Source organism: Williamsia soli, assembly GCF_017377795.1.
In the GTDB taxonomy this organism is placed as follows: Bacteria; Actinomycetota; Actinomycetes; order Mycobacteriales; family Mycobacteriaceae; genus Williamsia; species Williamsia soli.
Map to the genome: position 1 here is coordinate 90212 of NZ_JAFRDR010000013.1, position 19019 is coordinate 109230.

At 63.4% G+C, this 19019-nt stretch carries 18 protein-coding genes; 14 read left to right on the forward strand and 4 right to left on the reverse strand.

Annotation, left to right across the window (positions count from 1 at the left end; genetic code table 11):
- Positions 1-30 precede the first annotated feature (30 nt).
- From J3S28_RS25730 to J3S28_RS25760, 7 genes are all read left to right on the forward strand, one after another.
- Complete coding sequence (locus tag J3S28_RS25730; protein ID WP_207843805.1) at positions 31-564, forward strand: TetR/AcrR family transcriptional regulator; 534 nt, start codon at positions 31-33, stop codon at positions 562-564.
- A 187-nt stretch (positions 565-751) separates the two neighbouring features.
- The gene (locus J3S28_RS25735) at positions 752-925 is read left to right on the forward strand and encodes a response regulator transcription factor (RefSeq protein WP_207843806.1); all 174 of its coding nucleotides are present in this window, start codon (positions 752-754) and stop codon (positions 923-925) included.
- 150 nt (positions 926-1075) lie between these two features.
- Positions 1076-1501, forward strand: coding sequence for a Zn-ribbon domain-containing OB-fold protein (locus J3S28_RS25740; RefSeq protein ID WP_207843807.1), 426 nt, complete (start codon positions 1076-1078; stop codon positions 1499-1501).
- Positions 1502-1517: 16 nt separating this feature from the next.
- Positions 1518-2663, forward strand: a complete 1146-nt coding sequence (locus J3S28_RS25745) for a thiolase family protein (protein ID WP_207843808.1) — start codon at positions 1518-1520, stop codon at positions 2661-2663.
- Between the two features lie 64 nt (positions 2664-2727).
- Positions 2728-4272, forward strand: coding sequence for an AMP-binding protein (locus tag J3S28_RS25750; RefSeq protein ID WP_207843809.1), 1545 nt, complete (start codon positions 2728-2730; stop codon positions 4270-4272).
- Complete coding sequence (locus tag J3S28_RS25755) at positions 4272-5480, forward strand: amidohydrolase family protein (protein ID WP_372436076.1); 1209 nt, start codon at positions 4272-4274, stop codon at positions 5478-5480. The genes J3S28_RS25750 and J3S28_RS25755 overlap by 1 nt, the downstream gene beginning before the upstream one ends.
- Positions 5477-6904, forward strand: a complete 1428-nt coding sequence (locus J3S28_RS25760) for a FadD3 family acyl-CoA ligase (RefSeq protein WP_207843811.1) — start codon at positions 5477-5479, stop codon at positions 6902-6904. Before J3S28_RS25755 ends, J3S28_RS25760 begins: the two co-directional genes overlap by 4 nt.
- A gap of 29 nt (positions 6905-6933) precedes the next feature.
- Here the strand turns inward: J3S28_RS25760 and J3S28_RS25765 are convergent, their stop codons facing one another.
- From J3S28_RS25765 to J3S28_RS25780, 4 genes are read right to left on the reverse strand one after another with little or no spacing between them, the layout of a single operon-like run.
- On the reverse strand, positions 6934-8088 hold the full coding sequence (locus J3S28_RS25765) for a thiolase C-terminal domain-containing protein (RefSeq protein WP_207843812.1): 1155 nt from the start codon (positions 8086-8088) through the stop codon (positions 6934-6936).
- Positions 8085-9296, reverse strand: coding sequence for an OB-fold domain-containing protein (locus J3S28_RS25770; RefSeq protein WP_207843813.1), 1212 nt, complete (start codon positions 9294-9296; stop codon positions 8085-8087). The genes J3S28_RS25765 and J3S28_RS25770 overlap by 4 nt, the downstream gene beginning before the upstream one ends.
- A 16-nt stretch (positions 9297-9312) precedes the next feature.
- Positions 9313-10518 (reverse strand): CaiB/BaiF CoA transferase family protein, encoded by a 1206-nt coding sequence (locus J3S28_RS25775; RefSeq protein WP_207843814.1) that lies wholly within the window; start codon positions 10516-10518, stop codon positions 9313-9315.
- The gene (locus J3S28_RS25780; RefSeq protein WP_207843815.1) at positions 10515-12020 is read right to left on the reverse strand and encodes an aldehyde dehydrogenase family protein; all 1506 of its coding nucleotides are present in this window, start codon (positions 12018-12020) and stop codon (positions 10515-10517) included. Before J3S28_RS25780 ends, J3S28_RS25775 begins: the two co-directional genes overlap by 4 nt.
- Positions 12021-12240: 220 nt before the next feature.
- Between J3S28_RS25780 and J3S28_RS25785 the strand changes: the two genes are divergently transcribed.
- The 7 genes from J3S28_RS25785 to J3S28_RS25815 all read left to right on the forward strand — a co-directional run bounded on the left by J3S28_RS25785 (position 12241) and on the right by J3S28_RS25815 (position 19019).
- On the forward strand, positions 12241-13047 hold the full coding sequence (locus tag J3S28_RS25785; protein ID WP_207843816.1) for a TauD/TfdA dioxygenase family protein: 807 nt from the start codon (positions 12241-12243) through the stop codon (positions 13045-13047).
- Positions 13044-13754, forward strand: a complete 711-nt coding sequence (locus J3S28_RS25790) for an SDR family NAD(P)-dependent oxidoreductase (protein ID WP_207843817.1) — start codon at positions 13044-13046, stop codon at positions 13752-13754. Before J3S28_RS25785 ends, J3S28_RS25790 begins: the two co-directional genes overlap by 4 nt.
- A gap of 71 nt (positions 13755-13825) precedes the next feature.
- Positions 13826-14686: a mycofactocin-coupled SDR family oxidoreductase gene (locus tag J3S28_RS25795; protein ID WP_207843818.1), complete on the forward strand. Its 861-nt coding sequence runs from the start codon at positions 13826-13828 to the stop codon at positions 14684-14686.
- 54 nt (positions 14687-14740) lie between these two features.
- Entirely contained in the window at positions 14741-14935 is a 195-nt protein-coding gene (locus J3S28_RS25800; RefSeq protein WP_207843819.1) for a ferredoxin, read from the forward strand.
- Positions 14936-14987: 52 nt separating this feature from the next.
- Positions 14988-16349, forward strand: a complete 1362-nt coding sequence (locus J3S28_RS25805; RefSeq protein ID WP_207843820.1) for a cytochrome P450 — start codon at positions 14988-14990, stop codon at positions 16347-16349.
- Between the two features lie 52 nt (positions 16350-16401).
- On the forward strand, positions 16402-18087 hold the full coding sequence (locus tag J3S28_RS25810; RefSeq protein ID WP_207843821.1) for a thiolase C-terminal domain-containing protein: 1686 nt from the start codon (positions 16402-16404) through the stop codon (positions 18085-18087).
- The gene (locus J3S28_RS25815) at positions 18084-19019 is read left to right on the forward strand and encodes an alpha/beta hydrolase (RefSeq protein ID WP_207843822.1); all 936 of its coding nucleotides are present in this window, start codon (positions 18084-18086) and stop codon (positions 19017-19019) included. The genes J3S28_RS25810 and J3S28_RS25815 overlap by 4 nt, the downstream gene beginning before the upstream one ends.

The window sequence follows — 19019 nt, forward strand, 5'->3', positions numbered from 1 at the left end:
TCTTGAACGTCGATCAAGTAGGGTGTTCGCATGCCCGCCAATCGTCGTCCACGAGCACGGGCGGAAAAGCGGGACGAAATCGTCGCCGCCGCTCGTCGACTCTTTGTCGACAACGGCTACGACGACACCGCGCTGAGTAGGATCGCCGCCGATGCCGGCGTCACCGCGAACACCGTCTACTGGTATTTCCCCGACAAAGACCACGTGTTGGTGGCTGTCCTGGAAGAGCTACTGGCCGAGGCGATGGCGCGGTACGAACCCATGGCGCAGCGTCCCCTGGCGGACAAGATCATGTTCGCGGTCGAAGAGTTGTCGGCGATGCGCAACCTCGTCGACACCGTCCATTCGCGACGCGCCAACTCGTCGGTGATCGATCAGTGGCACAACACTTTCCACACAATGGCCGACACACTCACCCGCGCCGATCTCCCACCCGACGATGCGGGGCCGGCGAGCCACATCATCGCGTTTGTCGTCGAAGGCCTACTCACTCATCCCGGCGACGACACCGAGCGACGAGAGATCATCGAATTACTCGTCGATCGCATCACGCGCGACCGATAGTGCGTTGGCGGTCTGAGCGCTGTCGAACTCGGCAATCACGTCGTCCAGCGATTCGTCCGTCATTGGACCTGGAAGGACTACTGCATCTGCAGTAGTCCTGATGACTGCGTCGGGCCGATCACACAGCACGAGTTGAAGTGAATCCTGAGTGCAGCGTTGAACACCTCGACGTTTCTCGTGTCGTGAGGTGGTCGCAGCCATAACGGGCGGACTCGACAACAAGGCGATCGCGGAGCAGATGTTCCTGTCGCCGTTCACGGTCAAAACCCATGCCAACAGGGCGATGACCAAAGTCGGCGCCCGAGACCGCGCTCAACTCGTGTCCTTCGCCTTCCGCGCCAGCATCCATCCCACACCATGATCGCGACCGGAAATTAGCACTCTGGAAAAAGAGTATGGGGATATTCGTAGACGAGAATGCAATTTCCGTTTAGTGTGAGTGGGTGCCCGCTGTCCGATGTGGACGTGGACGTATGCGCCAAAAGCGGCACCCGACTACGGAGGACAACTCATGGCGAAGGCGCTCGCGCCCGGCGTTTCAACGTGGCCTGCGGAGAACGCGCAGCTCATCGGCAGCAGGTGCGATGCCTGCGGTGCCACCACATGGCCCAAGCAGGACCGCTGCCCTCGGTGCAGTGGACCGGACATGACCGAACTGCTGCTTCCCCGCCGCGGGGAACTGATCGCATTCACCACCCAGGGCTTCGTACCGAAGCTTCCCTACGCGGGCGGTGAGACCGCTGCGACGTTCGAGACGTTCGGAATGGGCCTGATCCAGCTCGGCGACGTGGTGCGGGTGGAAGCCCGGCTGACCGAGGCGGACCCCGAGAAGCTGGCCGACATCAAAGATGTCGAGCTCACCTTCATCCCGTTCTACACCGATGCCGATGGCACCGAAATCATCACCTGGGCGTTCGCGCCGGTTACACAGAGCTGAGCGAGGAGCTTCTCACATGAACGACGTTGCCATCATCGGTGTCGGCCTGCACCCATTCGGGCGGTTCGGCGCCAAGTCGGCCATCGAAATGGCCGCTGACGCAATCCAACTCGCACTGGCCGACTCCGGCGCCCAGTGGAAAGACATCCAGTTCGGCATCGGCGGCAGCTACGAGGTGGACAACACCGACGCCGTCACCCGCCTGGTCGGCCTCACCGGAATCCCGTTCACGAACGTGTTCAACGCGTGCGCCACCTCCGCCAGCGCCATCGAGCAGACCGCCGACGGAATCCGCTCGGGTAAGTACGACATCGGTATCGCCGTGGGCACCGACAAGCACCCGCGCGGCGCGTTCACCGCCGACCCCGCGATGCTGGGTCTACCCGCCTGGTACGCCGAGAACGGTCAGTTCGTGACCACGCAGTTCTTCGGCATGAAGATCAGCCGGTACATCCGCGACCACAACATCTCGGTGGAGACTCTCGCGAAAGTTGCTGCGAAGAACTACCGCAACGGCGGTCTCAACGAGAAGGCTTTCCGCCGCAAGCCGATCAGCGAAGAAGAGATCCTCGGCGCTCAGATGCTGAACTACCCGCTGACGCACTACATGTTCTGCGCGCCGGACGAAGGCGCGGCCGCGGTGATCATGTGCCGTGGCGACATCGCCAAGCGCTTCACCTCAAACCCGGTCTACCTGCGGTCGACTGCGATTCGCACGCGGACCTACGGTGCCTACGAGGTCCACGCCACGTGGGCCGCCATCGACGAAGACGTCTCCCCAACCGTATACGCGTCCCGTGCTGCTTACGAGCAGGCCGGAATCGGTCCCGAAGACGTCAACGTCATGCAGCTCCAAGACACCGACGCCGGTGCAGAGGTCATCCACATGGCAGAGAACGGATTCTGTGCCGACGGAGACCAGGAGAAGCTCATCGCCGAAGGTGCGACCGAGATCGGCGGTTCGATGCCGGTCAACACCGACGGCGGCCTGATCGCCAACGGAGAGCCCATCGGTGCGTCCGGGATCCGCCAGGTCCATGAACTCGTCCTACAGCTGCGCGGTCAGGCCGGTGACCGACAGGTTCCCGGTAAGCCCAAGGTCGGATACGCACAGGTGTACGGCGCGCCCGGCACTGCAGCAGCCTCGATTCTCTCGCTGTAGAGACACCCGGCGCAGGCGATTCACGTTGCGGTCGAGTCCCCTAAGTGCATTGGAGCCCCTCGAGATGCGAACCATTCCCGCCCACCTGGTCCAGAGGTACGAGGACGAGGGGTGGTGGACCGACGAGACGATCGGCGACTTGCTCGCAACCGGTCTGGCCGCGGCCCAAGACGTCGAATTCCGGATTCATTCCGTAATTCGACCGTGGACGGGAACGTTCGCCGATGTCGAGCTCGTCGCTCGCAGGCTCGCGGCCGGACTCCGCGAGCGCGGGGTGGTGCCGGGCGACGTCGTCGCATTCCAGTTGCCGAATTGGATGGAGGCCGCTGCGACATTCTGGGCATCGTCCTTTCTCGGGGCCACGGTCGTGCCGATCGTGCACTTCTACGGCCCCAAAGAGGTCGGGTACATCCTCGGCGCGGTCACCCCGAAAGTGTTCATCACGGCGGAGAGCTTCGGCCGCACGCAGTTTGATCCCGAGCTCAGCTCACACGTCCCGATCGTCGGCGTGGTGGGACGAGATTTCGACGACCTCCTCGCCGACGAACCGCTGTCTGGAATCGTCCGCACCGAGTCGTCGCTGCCTGCCCTGATCGCGTTCACCTCCGGTACGACCAGCTCACCCAAGGGTGTCATCCACAGCCACCGGTCACTAGGACACGAAACCCGCCAGCTGGGTGGTCTCTATCCCCCGGACCGCGGCCGCCAGCTCACCGCCGCTCCGGTCGGGCACTTCATCGGCATGGTGAACGCATTCCTCATCCCTGTGCTCGACGGGTCACCGATCAACCTCACCGACGCCTGGGATCCCGCTCAGGCGTTGTCGCTCATGCAGACCGACGGACTGACCGTGGGTGGTGGTGCCACCTACTTCGTGATCAGCCTGCTCGACCACCCTGATTTCACCCGAGAACACTTGAGATACATGAAGTATGCCGGACTGGGTGGGTCGTCGGTCCCAGCCGTGGTCACCACCCGCCTGGCCGAGCTCGGGATCACGGTCTTCCGCTCCTACGGCAGTACCGAGCATCCGTCGATCGTGGGGTCGATGTACGACGCGCCCGAAGAGAAGCGATTGTTCACCGACGGAAATGTGTTGCCCGGAGTGGAGATACGCCTGGCGGACGACGGCGAGATCTTCAGTCGCGGCCCTGATCTCTGCCTGGGGTACACCGATGCCGAACTCACCGCGAAGCACTTCGACGAGGAAGGTTGGTATCGCACAGGCGATGTCGGTGAACTGGACGAGGACGGCTATCTCACGATCACCGACCGCAAGTCCGACATCATCATCCGCGGCGGCGAGAACATCAGCGCGCTCGAGGTCGAAGAGGTGCTTCTCGGTATGGCCGATGTCGCGGAAGCCGTCGTCGTCGCAGCCCCCGATGCACGGCTCGGTGAACACGCCGCCGCCGTACTGCGGCTCCTCCCGGGGCGGCCGATGCCGTCGATGGAGGACCTGCGTGCGCACTTCGGCCGGGTCGGAATCGCCAAACAGAAGTGGCCCGAAGAGCTCCACCAGGTCGACGACTTCCCTCGCACCGCGAGCGGCAAAGTTCAGAAGTTCGTCGTCCGCCAGCACATTGCCACAGCCAACAAAAGAGAATAGTGTTCTCACTAAAGGAAAAGGAGGATCTCATGCCAGATGCATTGCCGTATCCGTTGTTCGACGCGGACAACCACCTCTACGAGACCCAGGAGGCGCTGACCAAGTTCCTTCCGGACAAGTACAAGGGCGCCATCAAATACGTCCAGGTCGAGGGCCGCACGAAGATCGCCATCCGTAACCAGATCAGCGAATACATCCCCAACCCAACGTTCGACGTGGTCGCGCGCCCAGGTGCCATGGAGGATTACTTCAAGAACGGCAATCCCGAAGGTAAGAGCAAGCGCGAGATCTTCGGCAAGCCGATCAAGTCGCCCGCCGCATTCCGCGAGCCCGGCCCCCGGCTGGAGCTGATGGACGAGCTGCAGATCGACCGGACACTGATGTTCCCGACGCTTGCAAGCCTCATCGAAGAGCGCATGCGTGACAATCCGGAGCTCATCCATGCCGTGGTCCACTCGCTCAACCAGTGGTTGTACGAGAAGTGGTCGTTCAACTACAAAGACCGGATCTTCACCGTCCCGGTGATCAGCCTGCCCATCGTGGACAAGGCGATCGAAGAACTCGAGTGGGTGGTCGAGCGGGGCGCTAAGGCGATCCTGGTCCGGCCGGCGCCGGTGCCCGGTTTCAAGGGCCCGCGGTCGTTTGCCCTGCCCGAGTTCGATCCGTTCTGGAAGCGCGTCGTCGAACTGGATGTGCTTGTCACCCAGCATTCCTCGGACAGCGGCTACGCACGCTACAACCAGGACTGGGAGGGCAGCGGCGACGAGATGCTCCCCTTCGTCACCAACGCATTCCGTATGGTCAGCGAATGGCGCCCGATTCAGGACTCCGTCGCGTCGTGGGTGTGCCACGGCGCTCTGTTCCGCCACCCTGAGTTGCGGATCGCCGTCATCGAGAACGGTGCCAGCTGGCTGCCGCACGTGCTGCAGACCCTGGGCGATGTCTTCAAGAAGGCCCCTGAGGGATTCGGCATGCAGGACCCCGTTGCGGCCATCAAGAAGAGCATTCACGTGAGCCCGTTCTGGGAAGAAGATTTCAGCAAGCTCACCGCTCTCATCGGTGCCGAGCGCGTGCTGTTCGGTTCGGACTACCCGCACCCCGAAGGACTCGCGGAGCCGACCACCTACATCAGTCACATCCAGCACCTGCCGCTGGAAGACCAGAAGCTGGTCATGGGTGGAAACATGGCGAGGTTGCTCAAGGTATGACGTGGGAGACCATCCCGCAGATGGTCCTCTCCGCAGGCGACCGCTTCGGTGATGCCGAAGCGGTCGTCGACGGTGAACTCCGGCTGTCCTTCACTGAACTCGCACAGCGGGTTCGAAGGGCAGCCGGAGCTTTTGCATCAGCGGGCATCGACAAGGGCGACAGGGTCGCGATCTGGGCACCCAACTCCGCGGAGTGGATCATCTCCGCGTTCGGCCTGCTGGCCGCCGGCGCAATCTTGGTGCCGGTCAACACCCGCTACAAGGCAGACGAGGCGAACGACATCATCCGCCGCAGCGGCGCTAAGTTGGTCCTGGTCGAAAAAGGGTTTCTGCGACTGGATTTTGACTCCACAGTGGTTCCCGTGGTCGACCTGAAGTCGGATTTCCTTTCCGGCGGTGAGCCATTCGAACGCGAGGTGAGCGGCGACGATATCGCAGACATCATGTACACGTCTGGTACCACCGGCCGCCCCAAGGGCGTCATGATGAATCACAGACAGACGCTGCGATTGTTCACCGAGTGGTGCGATCTCGCCGATCTCCGTGAAGGCGACCGCTACCTGGCCGTCAACCCGTTCTTCCACATGTTCGGCTACAAGGCCGGCATGATCGCGTCGATGATCCGCGGGGCGGCCATCTACCCCGTGCGAGTTCTCGATGTCGGCGAGGTGCTCGACCTCGTTGAACGCGAGCAGATCACGATGCTTCCTGGCCCCCCGACGCTCTACCAATCGCTCCTGGCCGCGGACACCAGCGACCGCGACCTCTCCTCGTTGCGGGCCGCAGTCACCGGCTCCGCAGACATCCCCGTCGAGCTGATCCGCCGGATCAAGAACGACCTACCGTTCGAAACGATCATGACCGGCTACGGTCTCAGCGAAGGCGGCACCGCGACCGCGTCTCGCCCCGGCGACACGTTCGAACAGATCGCCACCACGGTCGGAACCCCCTGCGAGGGTGTCGAAGTGCGTATCGCAGACGACAGTGAAGTGCTCATCCGGGGTTACAACGTCATGCAGGGCTACCTCGACGACCCGGTGGCCACTGCGGAGGCGATCGACGCCGACGGCTGGTTGCACACCGGCGATCTCGGGTCTCTCGACGACGGAGGTCGTCTCAAGATCATCGGCCGCAAGAAAGACATGTTCATCGTCGGCGGTTTCAATGCCTATCCGGCCGAGATCGAGGGATTTTTGCTCGAACACCCGGCCGTGGCCCAGGTCGCCGTGATCGGGGTGCCAGATGATCGCCTCGGCGAGGTCTGCAAAGCGTTCGTGGTCACCGAAGCGGAGGTGTCGGAATCCGAATTGATCGAATGGAGCCGTCAGCGGATGGCCGGATTCAAGGCACCCCGGCAGATCGAGTTCCTCACCGCACTCCCGACCAACGCCTCGGGCAAGGTCGTCAAGGACCTACTCCGCTGATCGGTCGTCGACCGTGCCGAAGATGCCGGTCAGGGGCCTTCGAGGATCGTCACCGCAGCGACTGCCGTGGGACCACCGATATTGTGTGCCAACCCGACCCGCGCACCGTCAACCTGATTGATCGCCGTACCGCGGAGCTGATCGAACAGCTCGACGCATTGTGCCACCCCGGTTGCGCCCGGTGGATGACCCTTCGATTTCAGGCCACCGCTGGGATTCACCGGCAACGCGCCGCCGACCGCGGTGTCCCCGGCCTCGAGCAATTTGTATCCTTCGAACCGGTTCGCGAATCCGAGATCCTCGTAGCTGATGAGTTCGACACCGGTGAAGAAGTCGTGGACCTCGGCTACGTCGACGTCGGCAGGCGTCATACCGGCCATTGTGAACGCTTGTTTGGCCGCACGCACCGTCGCCGGGAACGTGGTCATGTCCGTCTTGTGATGGTGCATGACCGAATCCAAGCCCAGCCCCACTCCGCGTACCCACACCGGTCGATCGGTGTAGCGATCGACGACGTCTTCAGCGGCCAGGATCAGCGCCGCGGCGCCGTCGCTCTGAGGTGCACAGTCGTAGAGCCCGAACGGGGTCACGACCGTCGGCGCCTCCAGGGCTTGCTCCATCGTGATCTCGAATCGCAAGCGGGCCTTGGGATTGTTGACACCCTGGTGGTGGTTCTTCACCGCCACCATGGCCATGTGCTCTCGGGTGGCGGGCGACTCATGAAGGTAGCGGCTCACGTGCAACGCGAATCCTGCAGGCGCCACCACACCCAGAGGGTAGTCCCACGCCATGTCGCGCGATGTTGCCTCCCACTCCCACAGCATGTCCTTCGACGCCGTCTCGCGAAGCTTGTCGGCGCCCATGACCAACGCGACGTCGAATGCGCCGGAGGCGATTCCGTAGAGAGCATTGCGTATCGCATCATTGCCTGTGGCGCAGGAGTTCTCGATGCGCGTAACCGGGATGTCGGGCAGCCCCAGCGAGTCGGCGAGGATCCCTGAAGGGAATCCGTCGGTGGTCCCCATCGCCCCGAACCAGGCAGCCTGCAGGTCATGCTTGTCGATACCCTTGTCGACGCTGCGCACGGCGTCGGCATAGGCCATCGGCAAGAGGTCCTTGATTCCCAGGGCGAAGTGCTCGGCGAACGGCGTCATGCCCGCTCCGACCACAGCGACTTTCCTCATACCGCCACTCCTTCTGCGTCGAGAGCCTGCGCCGACTCGACGGCGGCCTCCGGCTCGAATGCATAGCCGTAATCAGGAACTCCCGATCTCATGGCAACTCTGCGCAACGCCAGTCGTCCACGGTCACCGATGTCGACGGAGCCCGCGTCCGCGCCGGTGACCTTGACCAGCGCGCGAACGTTCACGCCCTCGAGTTCGACGATGACCAGCGAGTACGGCGTCTTCAAACCCGGAACCGGGACGTACACCGTGACAGCGGTGTACACGGTGCCTACGCGCGGCAGGGGCACCAACTCATACTTCGTCTGCAACGTTCCGTCGTCAGAGACCTGATAGCGGGGCGGGAACTCCAAGACCTCACTGCCGACGTGTTTGCCTGCCTCCCAACGAACCTTCGCCTCGAAGGCCCGTTCGTAGGCGGCCAGCGAGATCGGAATCTCGTTTCCGGGAACGTAGACCGTCCCCGGCTTGTCGCGGGGCGCCGATTCCCGACGGTTGATCGTCACCGACCCCGGGGCGACAGTGATTCCGGAGAGACTGGCCTGCTCCACCGCCACCAGCGGGCCCGTGGTCTCCGATTCCGCCATCGAGGCAAGCGCGAACAGGCCCGAACTCGCCCCGATCGTCGGAAGTGCCATAGACGTCCCGTCACTGAGCTCGGCGGCGTGCTTCGCATCTACACCGGCGACGGCCGCGGGATGTTCGAGCCACGCTGCTGCGAGCGAAGCCACCAACCCTCGATCGTGCAGTAGCCGAGCGTCGCCGTAGTCGTGTACTGCCCCGGTCGAATTGCGGGTACGAACCGGCAGGCTGCGGGCCACCCGCGCCGAGGTGCGCACGTGCAGGCCACAATCGGCCGTCACGGCAGCCGCGGCCCCGGCAGGTTCGAGGTCGACCCCGATCACCAACGTCCGCTGCCGGGCCGAACTGAGCGCGTCGAGGGTGGCGGGGGCACCACCGAGCCGCTCGGTCACCTCGAGCTCGGGATCCAGATCGAGCCCTGCGAGAAGTACTGCGGCATTGCTGCTTTCCAGCAGGGGCAGGTCGCGGGTGACCAGAACGACCGAGTCCACCGGGTTGCCCTTGGCGAGCGCGGCGCGTCCGGCCTCCACGGCCATGGTGATGGCGTCCTCGTCATCACCGACAAGCCTGTGTTCGGCGGTGCCCCAGGGTGGTAGGTAGGTGCCGATGGAGGCGATGTATGGCATGGGGGTCTCTCCGTTACTAGGTGACCGCGCCCGCGGTCTTGAGCTCGATGATGCGATCCCACTCGAGCCCCAGTTCCAACAGGATCTCGTCGGTGTTGGCGGCGAACTCGGGGGCCGCCGAGGTCTCGGTGGCGCGTACGTCGAATTGGACTGGGCTGGAGACCAATTCGATCTCTCCGGCCTGGACGAAGTAGTCGTTCGCCCGGATCTGGGCATCCGACGACACCTGCAGCGAATCCTGGACCGGAGCCCACGGCCCGGCCAAGGTCCGTAGCCTTTCGGTCCAGTCCTCCAGGGTGCGCGTGGCGATGACCTCTCGTAGGATCGCCACCGCCTTGTCGCAGTTCTCTGCGATGTCCTTACCGGTCGCGAAGCGAGGGTCGTCGATCAATTCGGGTCGTTCGATGTGCCGGCACACGTCAGCCCAGAACTTTGCGGGCTGCATCATGATGAAAGACAGATAGCGACCGTCCGATGTGGCGTAGATCCCCGTCAACGGGTTGATGGGCGACCCGTGCACCCCCGGAACGGGAGCCTCCATCGCCTGATCGAGGTGTACCGACAACGCGATTCCGTGTCCCATCGACCACAAGCCGCTACCCAGCAGCGACACGTCGACCACCGACGGTTCACCGGTGCGCTCGCGTTTCAGCAATGCCGCTGCCACCCCTCCCGCGAGGTTTGTCCCGGAGATGGTGTCGCCGTAGGCCGGTCCCGGAGGCGCGATCATGCCTTCGGTTCCCGGCGGGGTGACCGTTGCCGCAGTGCCCGCACGACACCAGAAGGCGGTCATGTCGTAGCCGCCGCGGTCGGATTCGTCGCCGCGGGGCCCGAGCGCGCTACCCCTGGCGTAGATGATCTTCGGATTCACCGCGCGGATCTCGTCGAGGTCGATCCCGAACTTCGCCCGATGCTGCGGGAGGAAGCTCGTGAGGAACACGTCGGCGCGGCGCACCAGGTCGTGAAGTACCTCTTTACCTTCGGGTTTGGACATGTCGAGTCCAAAACTCCGCTTACCACGATTGGCGTGTTCGACGTTCGGGTTCGGGTCGCCGACCACTTTCATCTGACCCGTCTGACGGAGGCCACGCTGCGGGTCACCGGTGACGGCGTGCTCGATCTTTATCACTTCAGCACCCCAGTCGGAGAGCACTCCGCCCGCGGACGGGACGAACCCGTACATCGCGACCTCGAGGACGCGAATCCCTTCCAGCGGCTTCACGAGGCGGCCACCACCGGTGCAGCGAAAGCCTTCTGCTCGAGGAACTCTTCGAGGCCGGAGGCGCTCATCTCGCGACCCAGGCCCGACTGCTTGTAGCCGCCGAAAGGCACATCCGGGGTGAAGTAGTTTCCGCCGTTGATGCTGAAGGTACCGGTACGAATGCGGCGCCCGATCGCGATTGCACGATCTTCGTCTGCGCTCAGGACGCCACCGGACAGTCCGAACTGGGAGTCGTTGGCGATTCGGACCGCGTCCTCATCGCCGTCATACGGGATCACGGCGAGTACGGGCCCGAAGACCTCATCCTGGGCGATCTCGCTCGAGGGGTCCACATTCGCCAGCAGGGTGGGCTTGTAGAAGTACCCCGGGCTGACCCGCTCGCCGCCGGTCACCAGGGTGGCGCCGGCCTCGACCGCTCGTTGGACCATTCCGTCGACCTTGTCCCGCTGACGTTCGCTGATCAGCGGTCCCATGTACATCTTGGGGTTCGTCGGGTCGCCGTACGGGACGTGCTCCATCATGGCCCCGACCATCGCGACGATCTCGTCGTGCTTGTCGCGCGGCACCAGCAGGCGCGTCGTCAACGCGCAGCCCTGACCCGCGTGAGAACAGATGCTGAACGCCGCGAACTGCGCAGTGGTCTTGAAATCTGCGTCGTCGAGCACCAGCAGAGCGGACTTGCCACCGAGTTCCAGGAACACCCGCTTGAGCGTCTCCGCCGCGGCAGCCATGATCTTCTTTCCCACGGGCGTGGATCCGGTGAACGAGACCACGTCCACGTCGGGATGGGTCGTCATCACCTCGCCGACCGCGATCTCGGTCGACGAGAGGACGTTCACGACGCCGGCGGGGATGTCGGTGTGCTCGGCGATCAGCTCGCCCAGCGCCAGGGTCAGCAGCGGAGTATCCGGCGCGCCTTTGAGGATGACGGTGCAGCCGGCCGCGAGCGACGGAGCGAGTTTCGCGAGTGCGAGCTGGGTCGGGTAGTTGTACGCGGCGATGGCCGACACCACCCCGGCAGCTTCCTTCTCCACCCAGCGACGGTGGAGCTTGCCACTGAGTTCGACCTCTCCCAGGTCTTCGGTCAGAGGGTACGTACGCAGCAGGTCCGCGTAGTACTTGATGATGCCGATCGGCGCTTCGAGTTGGTTGCCGTGCGTGAGGATGCGGGTTGCACCCACCTCGGCAATTGTCAGTTCCCGGAGTTCCTCGAGGTTGTCCAGCATCGCCTGGTGCAGCTGATCGAGGCACTTGATGCGGAATTCGACGTTGGTGGACCAGTCCGTGGTGTCGAAGGCCCTCCGGGCCGCTTCGACGGCGGCCCTTGCCTCGGCGACGCCGGCGTCCGGCGCATATCCGTAGATCTCACCGGTCGCCGGGTTCAGCGAAGGAAAAGTCTTGTCCAGGGCGAGCAATTGGCCGTCGATGAGCAGACGCTTCCGAACGCCGCCGCTTGCCGCGTCGATATATCCATCGGTCGCCAACGTTTCCTGGGCTGACATAGCGCCTCCTCGAATCTGTGAAAACTACATTCTCAAATATGACCAACGCCACATCCGCTTTCTTCGCACTGTAGCAACAAAACCCACGTTCGCCTACCTGTCTTTCAGGCGGGCATGCATCCCCCGCGTCGTCGGAAAAGGTGCAGAACAGGCGAACCGAACACTTGCCGACTGCTACGTTCGGAGAGTAGCGTTCTCGCAAAACGAAAGGGATGTTCTTGTGATTGAGACAACAGCCATCACCCCGGCCCTGGGTGTTCAGGTCTCCGGCGTCGAGGATCTTCTCGACGATGCGGTGGCCGCACAGTGCCTGGAAGCGCTGAAGTGGCGCGGTGTTCTTCTGATTCGGGGCCTGAACCTCGATGACGACCAGCAGGTGGCATTCAGCCGCAAACTCGGCGACGTCCTGGCTCCCGGCGGGAAAGAGGTCTTCGTGGTCTCTCTGGACCCGGAAAAGAACAAGTCGGCTCCCTACCTGCGCGGAACGCTGTTCTGGCACATCGATGACACCACCAACGACGTGCCGGCCAAGGCGACGATGCTGACAGCCCGCCACGTGGCGATGGTGGGCGGTGGCACCGAGTTCGCCAGCACCTACGCCGCATACGAGAATCTGCCCGATCAAGAGAAGAAGCGGTACGAGGGTCTGCGCGTCGTCCACAGCTTCGAAGCCGCACAGAGGCTCGTCCATCCCGAGCCCAGTGATGAGCTCGTCGAAATATGGCGCCGTAACCCCACCCACGAGACCTCACTGGTCTGGGACCGCAAAGACGGTAGGCGTTCTCTGGCAATTGGCGCGACAGCCGACCACATCGTCGGAATGCGCCCCGAGGAGAGCCGCGAATTGCTCGACGAGTTGCTTGCCTGGTCGACCCAGGAGCGGTTCTGCTACACCCATGACTGGGAAGTCAACGACGTGGTCATCTGGGACAACACCGGCATGCTGCATCGCGCGCTGCCGTACGATCCGAAGTCCGAGCGGACCATGCACCGGACGACGATGGCCGGAAATGAGCCGTGGGCATGAGCGCGAGAACAGCGGTCGTCACCGGTGGTGGGTCCGGTATCGGCCACGCAGTGGTCGAACGGCTGATCGCCGATGGCTACAACGTCGCCAGCTTCGACCGCACTCCGAGCGAAGAGAAGAACAGCTACACCGTCGACGTCACCAGCCGCGAGCAGATCGACGCCGCCCTGACCGAGGTTCGTGAAACCTTTGGTCCGGTCACCGTTCTGGTCAATGCCGCAGGCATCGACAGCTTCGGCCGTTTCGTCGATCTCGATTTCGACGAGTGGCAGAAGATCATCAACGTCAACCTCCACGGCACCTACCACTGCATTCAGGCCGCCCTGCCGGACATGCTCGCCGGTAAGTGGGGCCGGATCGTCAACATCTCTTCCTCGAGCGCGCATTCGGGCCAGCCGTACATGTCGGCGTATGTCTCCGCCAAGTCTGCTGTGAACGGCCTGACCAAGTCACTCGCGCTCGAACTGGGCCCTGTCGGAATCACCGTCAACGCCGTCCCGCCGGGCTTCGTCGACACTCCGCTCCTACGTAATGCCGAGGGACTCAAACGCCTCGGTGGCACCGTCGAAGAGCACATCCTCAAGACGCCGGTGAGACGAGTCGGTCGTCCCGAGGACATCGCAGCGGCCTGTTCGTTCCTGATCTCAGAGGACGCCAGTTACATCACCGGTCAGATCCTCGGGGTCAACGGTGGCCGTAATACGTAAACGCCCACCGATGCCCGTCGTCGGTGTTTTCATTTTCGCAACCAGCTGAGCAGAACTGAAGGGTATTCACCATGGGTCGTGTAGAGGGCAAAGTCGCGTTCATCACGGGTGCCGCGCGCGGGCAGGGACGCAGCCATGCGGTCCGTCTCGCCGAAGAGGGCGCCGACATCATCGCAGTCGACTTCTGTACCGACTTCGAGACCATCGGGTATCCGATGTCGACGCCGGAAGATCTCGCCGAGACAGCCAAACTCGTCGAGAAATTCGACCGCCGCGTCGTCACGGTTCAGGCAGACGTGCGGAATGCAGAACAGATGAAGGCCGCTCTGGACACCGGTCTGGCGGAGTTGGGCAAGGTCGACATCGTGGTGGCACAGGCCGGCATCGCCGGGATGAAGGGCGAACCGCGCTGGCAGTCGTTCACCGACGTGGTGAACGTCAACCTGGTCGGTGTCATCAACGCAGTATCTGTCGCGCTGCCCCACCTCACCGAAGGTGCGTCCATCATCGCCACCGGATCGACGGCAGCCCTGATGGATGTCAGCAAGGTCGACGTTCCCGGAAAGGATCCGGGCGGCGTCGGCTATGTCTACTCCAAGCGCGCGCTCACCGAGTACATCCACCACCTCGCGCTGCACATCGCCCCGGAAGGCATTCGTGCCAACGTGATCCATCCAACCAACTGCAACACCCCCATGCTGCAGAGCGAGCCGATGTATCGCTCCTTCCGGCCGGACCTGGAGCACCCCACCCGCGCGGATGCCGAACCCGCATTCGGCGTTCAGCAAGCCATGAAGATCCCCTTCATCGAACCCTCGGACATCAGCAACATGGTGTTGTTCCTCGCCTCGGAGGAAGCCCGCTATGTCACCGGGATGCAGATGCGTGTCGATGGCGGCGGCTACCTGAAGTGGTACGACGTCAAGTTCTGATCGCCCTCTGCCCCGCCTTCATCCCTCAATTCCCTTCAGAATCAGGAGAACATCGTGAAAGTGCAGGTCGATCAGGATCGGTGCCAGGGGCACACGCTCTGCGCGATGATCGCGCCCGACATATTCGAGCTCAGCGACATCGACGGCCACGCCACGGCCATCACGGGCGAGGTCCCCGCCGACTTACACAAGAGCGTCCGGGAAGCCGTTGCGTCGTGCCCTGAAAAAGCCATCTCCATCACCGAGTAGTTGCCCGCGCCCTCGGGTGGCGACCAGTCACACACCAAGAGAGGACAACGCTGTGAGCGTTGACGACGTCACCAAAGACGACCGAAAGAAGCATCGCTTCCAATTCGAACGCCATGCGCCGCATTACCGCGACCAATTCGAGGCGGTGACGCAGAAGATGCAGTCCGAGTGCCCGATCGCGTGGAGCGACACCTACGACGGTCACTGGGTGGCAGCCGGTAACAAAGAAGTATTCGAACTGGCCCGGTGCCCTCACGTCTCGAACGACCACGACGTGACCGGAGAAGGCAGTGGCTACAAGGGAATATCGATTCCGACGGCCAAGCGCGCCAATGGTATCCGGGGCGGCATCCTGGAGATGGACGAACCGGACCACAAGAACTATCGCTCATTCCTGAACCCCTACTTGTCGCCGGCGGCGGTCAAGCGCTGGATCCCCTTCATCGACGAAGTCGTGGGCGCCTGCCTCGACGAGAAGATCGAATCCGGTCGTATCGACTTCGTCGACGAGCTCGCCAACATCGTCCCCGCGGTGCTGACCCTGGGTATGCTCGGGATCCCGTTGGAGAAGTGGACGATCTACAACGAACCGGTCCACGCCGCCGTCTACACGCCCCCGGATTCTCCCGACATCGAACGCGTCGGCGAACTCCACAAAAAGATGGGACTCGACCTCTTCACGTCCCTCATGGAGATCAGGGAGAATCCGCGACCAGGTTTGATCAACGAATTGCTCCAGGCCAGGATCGACGGCGAGCCCCTCCCCGACATGGAGATCTTCGGCAACCTCGGTCTTCTCATCGGAGGCGGCTTCGACACCACGACCGCACTGACCGCGCACTCCCTCGAGTGGCTCTCGGAGAATCCGGAGCAGCGCCGACACCTCAGTGAGAACCGCGACGAGATGCTCGACGCGGCCACAGAAGAGTTCTTGCGCTATTTCACCCCGGCACCGGGCGACGGCCGCACCATCAACGAAGACGTCGAAGTGGAGGGTGTCCAGTTCAGAGAGGGCGAGCGACTCTGGCTGTCCTGGGCGATGGCCAACCGCGACCCGGAGGTGTTCGACGACCCCAACGAGATCATTCTCGATCGAACGGGCAACCGTCACTACAGCTTCGGACTCGGGGTGCATCGCTGCGTCGGCTCGAATGTCGCTCGGACCGTCTTCAAGCGAATGCTCCTGGCCGTGCTCGATCGGATGCCGGACTACCGATGCGATCCCGAGACCACCGTGCACTACGACACCATCGGCGTCATCCAGGGCATGCGTCATCTACCTGCGACCTTCACCCCCGGACCGCGCACGCACGCCGGACTCGACGAGACCCTGGTGAAGTTGCAGAGGATGGTCGACGAGGAACGTCTCGCCGAACCACTCGTCATCGCCAAGCGCAACGCGGCCGGCAACTAACGGACCGCTCGTCTCGACCGCCGCCGCGAAGGACCGTGGCGGCGGTCGATGCATGAACAGGAGAATTCCCGTGATCGAGAAGACGTCTCGACCTCTGCCGTTGCTCACGGGCGACAATGAGTTCTTCTGGACATCCGGGGCAGATGGGCTCCTCCGGATCCAGGAATGTCAGGCTTGCCAGGCGCTGATCCATCCGCCGCAACCGGTGTGCAGATACTGTCGCGGGCACGAGATGGGCAACCGCGCCGTGACCGGGTTCGCCACCCTCATCGGCTTCACCCGGAACGAGCGCTTCAGCTTGCCCGGGATGCCGGCACCCTACGTGGTAGCACAGGTGGCGCTCGAAGAGGACTCACGAATTCGGCTGACCACCAACGTGATCGAGGCAGAGTTCTCCGAACTCGAACTGGGGATGCGGATGGAGGTCGTCTTCGAGCACCAAGACGACGTCTGGTTTCCACTCTTTCACCCGGCGCCCGATACGAGCACGCAGCCGGCAGCGGCCCCGTCGGACGAGATCGACCCGGATGCCTTCGCACACCACGTACGACCGATGACCACTACGGACAAGTTCGAGGACAGGGTCGCCCTGACCGGTACCGGGATGTCGGACATCGGTCGGCGACTGATGGTGTCCCCTCTGGCACTGACCGTCTCGGCCTGCGAACGCGCAGTAGCAGACGCCGGATTGAGCTTCGACGACATCGACGGGCTGTCCAGCTACCCCGGCGCAGGCAACGTGGGAGGTTTCGGCGAGGGCGGCGTCACAGCGCTGGAGTCAGCGCTCGGAATCCGTCCGACCTGGTACAACGGCGGGATCGAAACGTTCGGGCCCGGCGGTTCGGTGATTGCCGCGATGCTTGCGGTCGCCGGCGGACTCGCCAGGCACGTCCTCTGCTTCCGCACCCTGTGGGAATCGACGCATGGCGAATTGATGAAGCAGGGCAAGCTCGCTCCGCCTGGAGGTGGCGGTCGAACCACCAGTTGGATGATGCCATTCGGTGGCGTCTCAGCCGCGCACACACTCGCGCAGAATGCCCAGCGACACTTCAACAGGTATGGCACCACACGCGAGACGCTCGGGTCGATAGCGTTGAACCAGCGCGCCAACGCCGCACTCAACCCCACCGCCATCTACCGCGACCCGATGACGATGGACGACTACCTGTCGGCCCGGACCATCACGACGCCCTTCGGACTCTACGACTGCGACGTGCCCTGCGACGGTGCGGTGGCCGTGATCGTGTCGGCGAGAGACGCGGCAGTCGACCTGGCCAAGCCGCCCGTACTCGTCGACGCGGTGGGTACGCAGATCATCGAGCGCATGGAATGGGATCAGAGCACCCTCACGCATGAGCCTCAGGTTCTCGGCCAAGCGGCGCACATGTGGTCTCGGACATCACTGCGTCCCAGCGACGTTGACGTCGCCGAGTTGTACGACGGGTTCACCTTCAATTGCCTGTCGTGGATCGAGGCACTGGGCTTCTGTGGCATCGGGGAGTCGAAGGACTTTCTCGACGGGGGCAAGAACATCGCGCGGGACGGAGTACTCCCACTCAACACCCACGGCGGTCAGCTCTCGCACGGTCGCACTCACGGGATGGGTCTACTGCACGAGGCGATCACCCAGCTACGAGGAGAGGCCGGGCCGCGACAGGTACCGGGCGCCCGGGTGTCCGTAGTGAGCAGCGGTGGCCTGACACCCAGCGGCGTACTACTTCTCAGGTCGGAGTCATGACAGCCACCAAGTCGCCTACGCGCACCATCCGCAAGGCATCCGGGGTGCCGTTCGGAGGGGAACCGGTCCGGCGGGTGGTTGATGTCGACGGCATTCCGATGTCGGCTCTGCTCGCCGCGGCACCTGTCCCCCGCGGGGTGATCGTGGCCCTGCACGGCGGCGCGACCAGTTCGGCCTACTTCGACTGCCCCGGGCATCCCCGACACTCGCTGATCCGGGTCGCGTCTGCACTCGGCTACACGGTCATCGCTCTTGATCGACCCGGATACGGGAGCTCACATCCGCATGCCGATGAGATCCGCTCCGACGATCATCGGGTCGAGCTCGCCTACGGTGCGGTCGACAAGCTGCTCGAGACGCGTTCGGCCGGCGCTGGAACGTTTCTGTTCGCGCATTCGGTGGGCTGCGAGCTCGCCGTTCGCATGGCGGCCACCGAACGCGGACGCAATCTGATCGGAATCGAACTGTCCGGCACAGGAACTGACCATCATCCCGATGCCTCGAAGGCGTTTCCCGTCGACGATCCTGGTGCCAGGCCCGATGGCGCCACAGTTCGCGAGCTCTTGTGGAATCCCAGCCGGCTCTATCCGCCGGACATCCACGGCGGCCGGGACATCGCAGCTCGAGGACCCGGCTACGAGTACAACGTGGTCCGAGACTGGCCTTTGAAGAATTTCCCGGATCTGGCCGTGCAGGTCGCAGTGCCTGTCCATTTCACCCTTGGCGAGTTCGAACGGGTGTGGCGCAACGACCCCGACGCCAGATTCGACCTCGGGGCGCTGTTCACCACGTCGCCACGCGTCGTCGTGGAGGAGCAGTTCGACAGCGGGCACAATCTCAGCCTCGGAAACACCGCGATGGCGTACCACCTCAATGTGTTGTCGTTCATCGAGGAATGCATCGATGCGCGCAGTCCCGGAGATTTCATATGA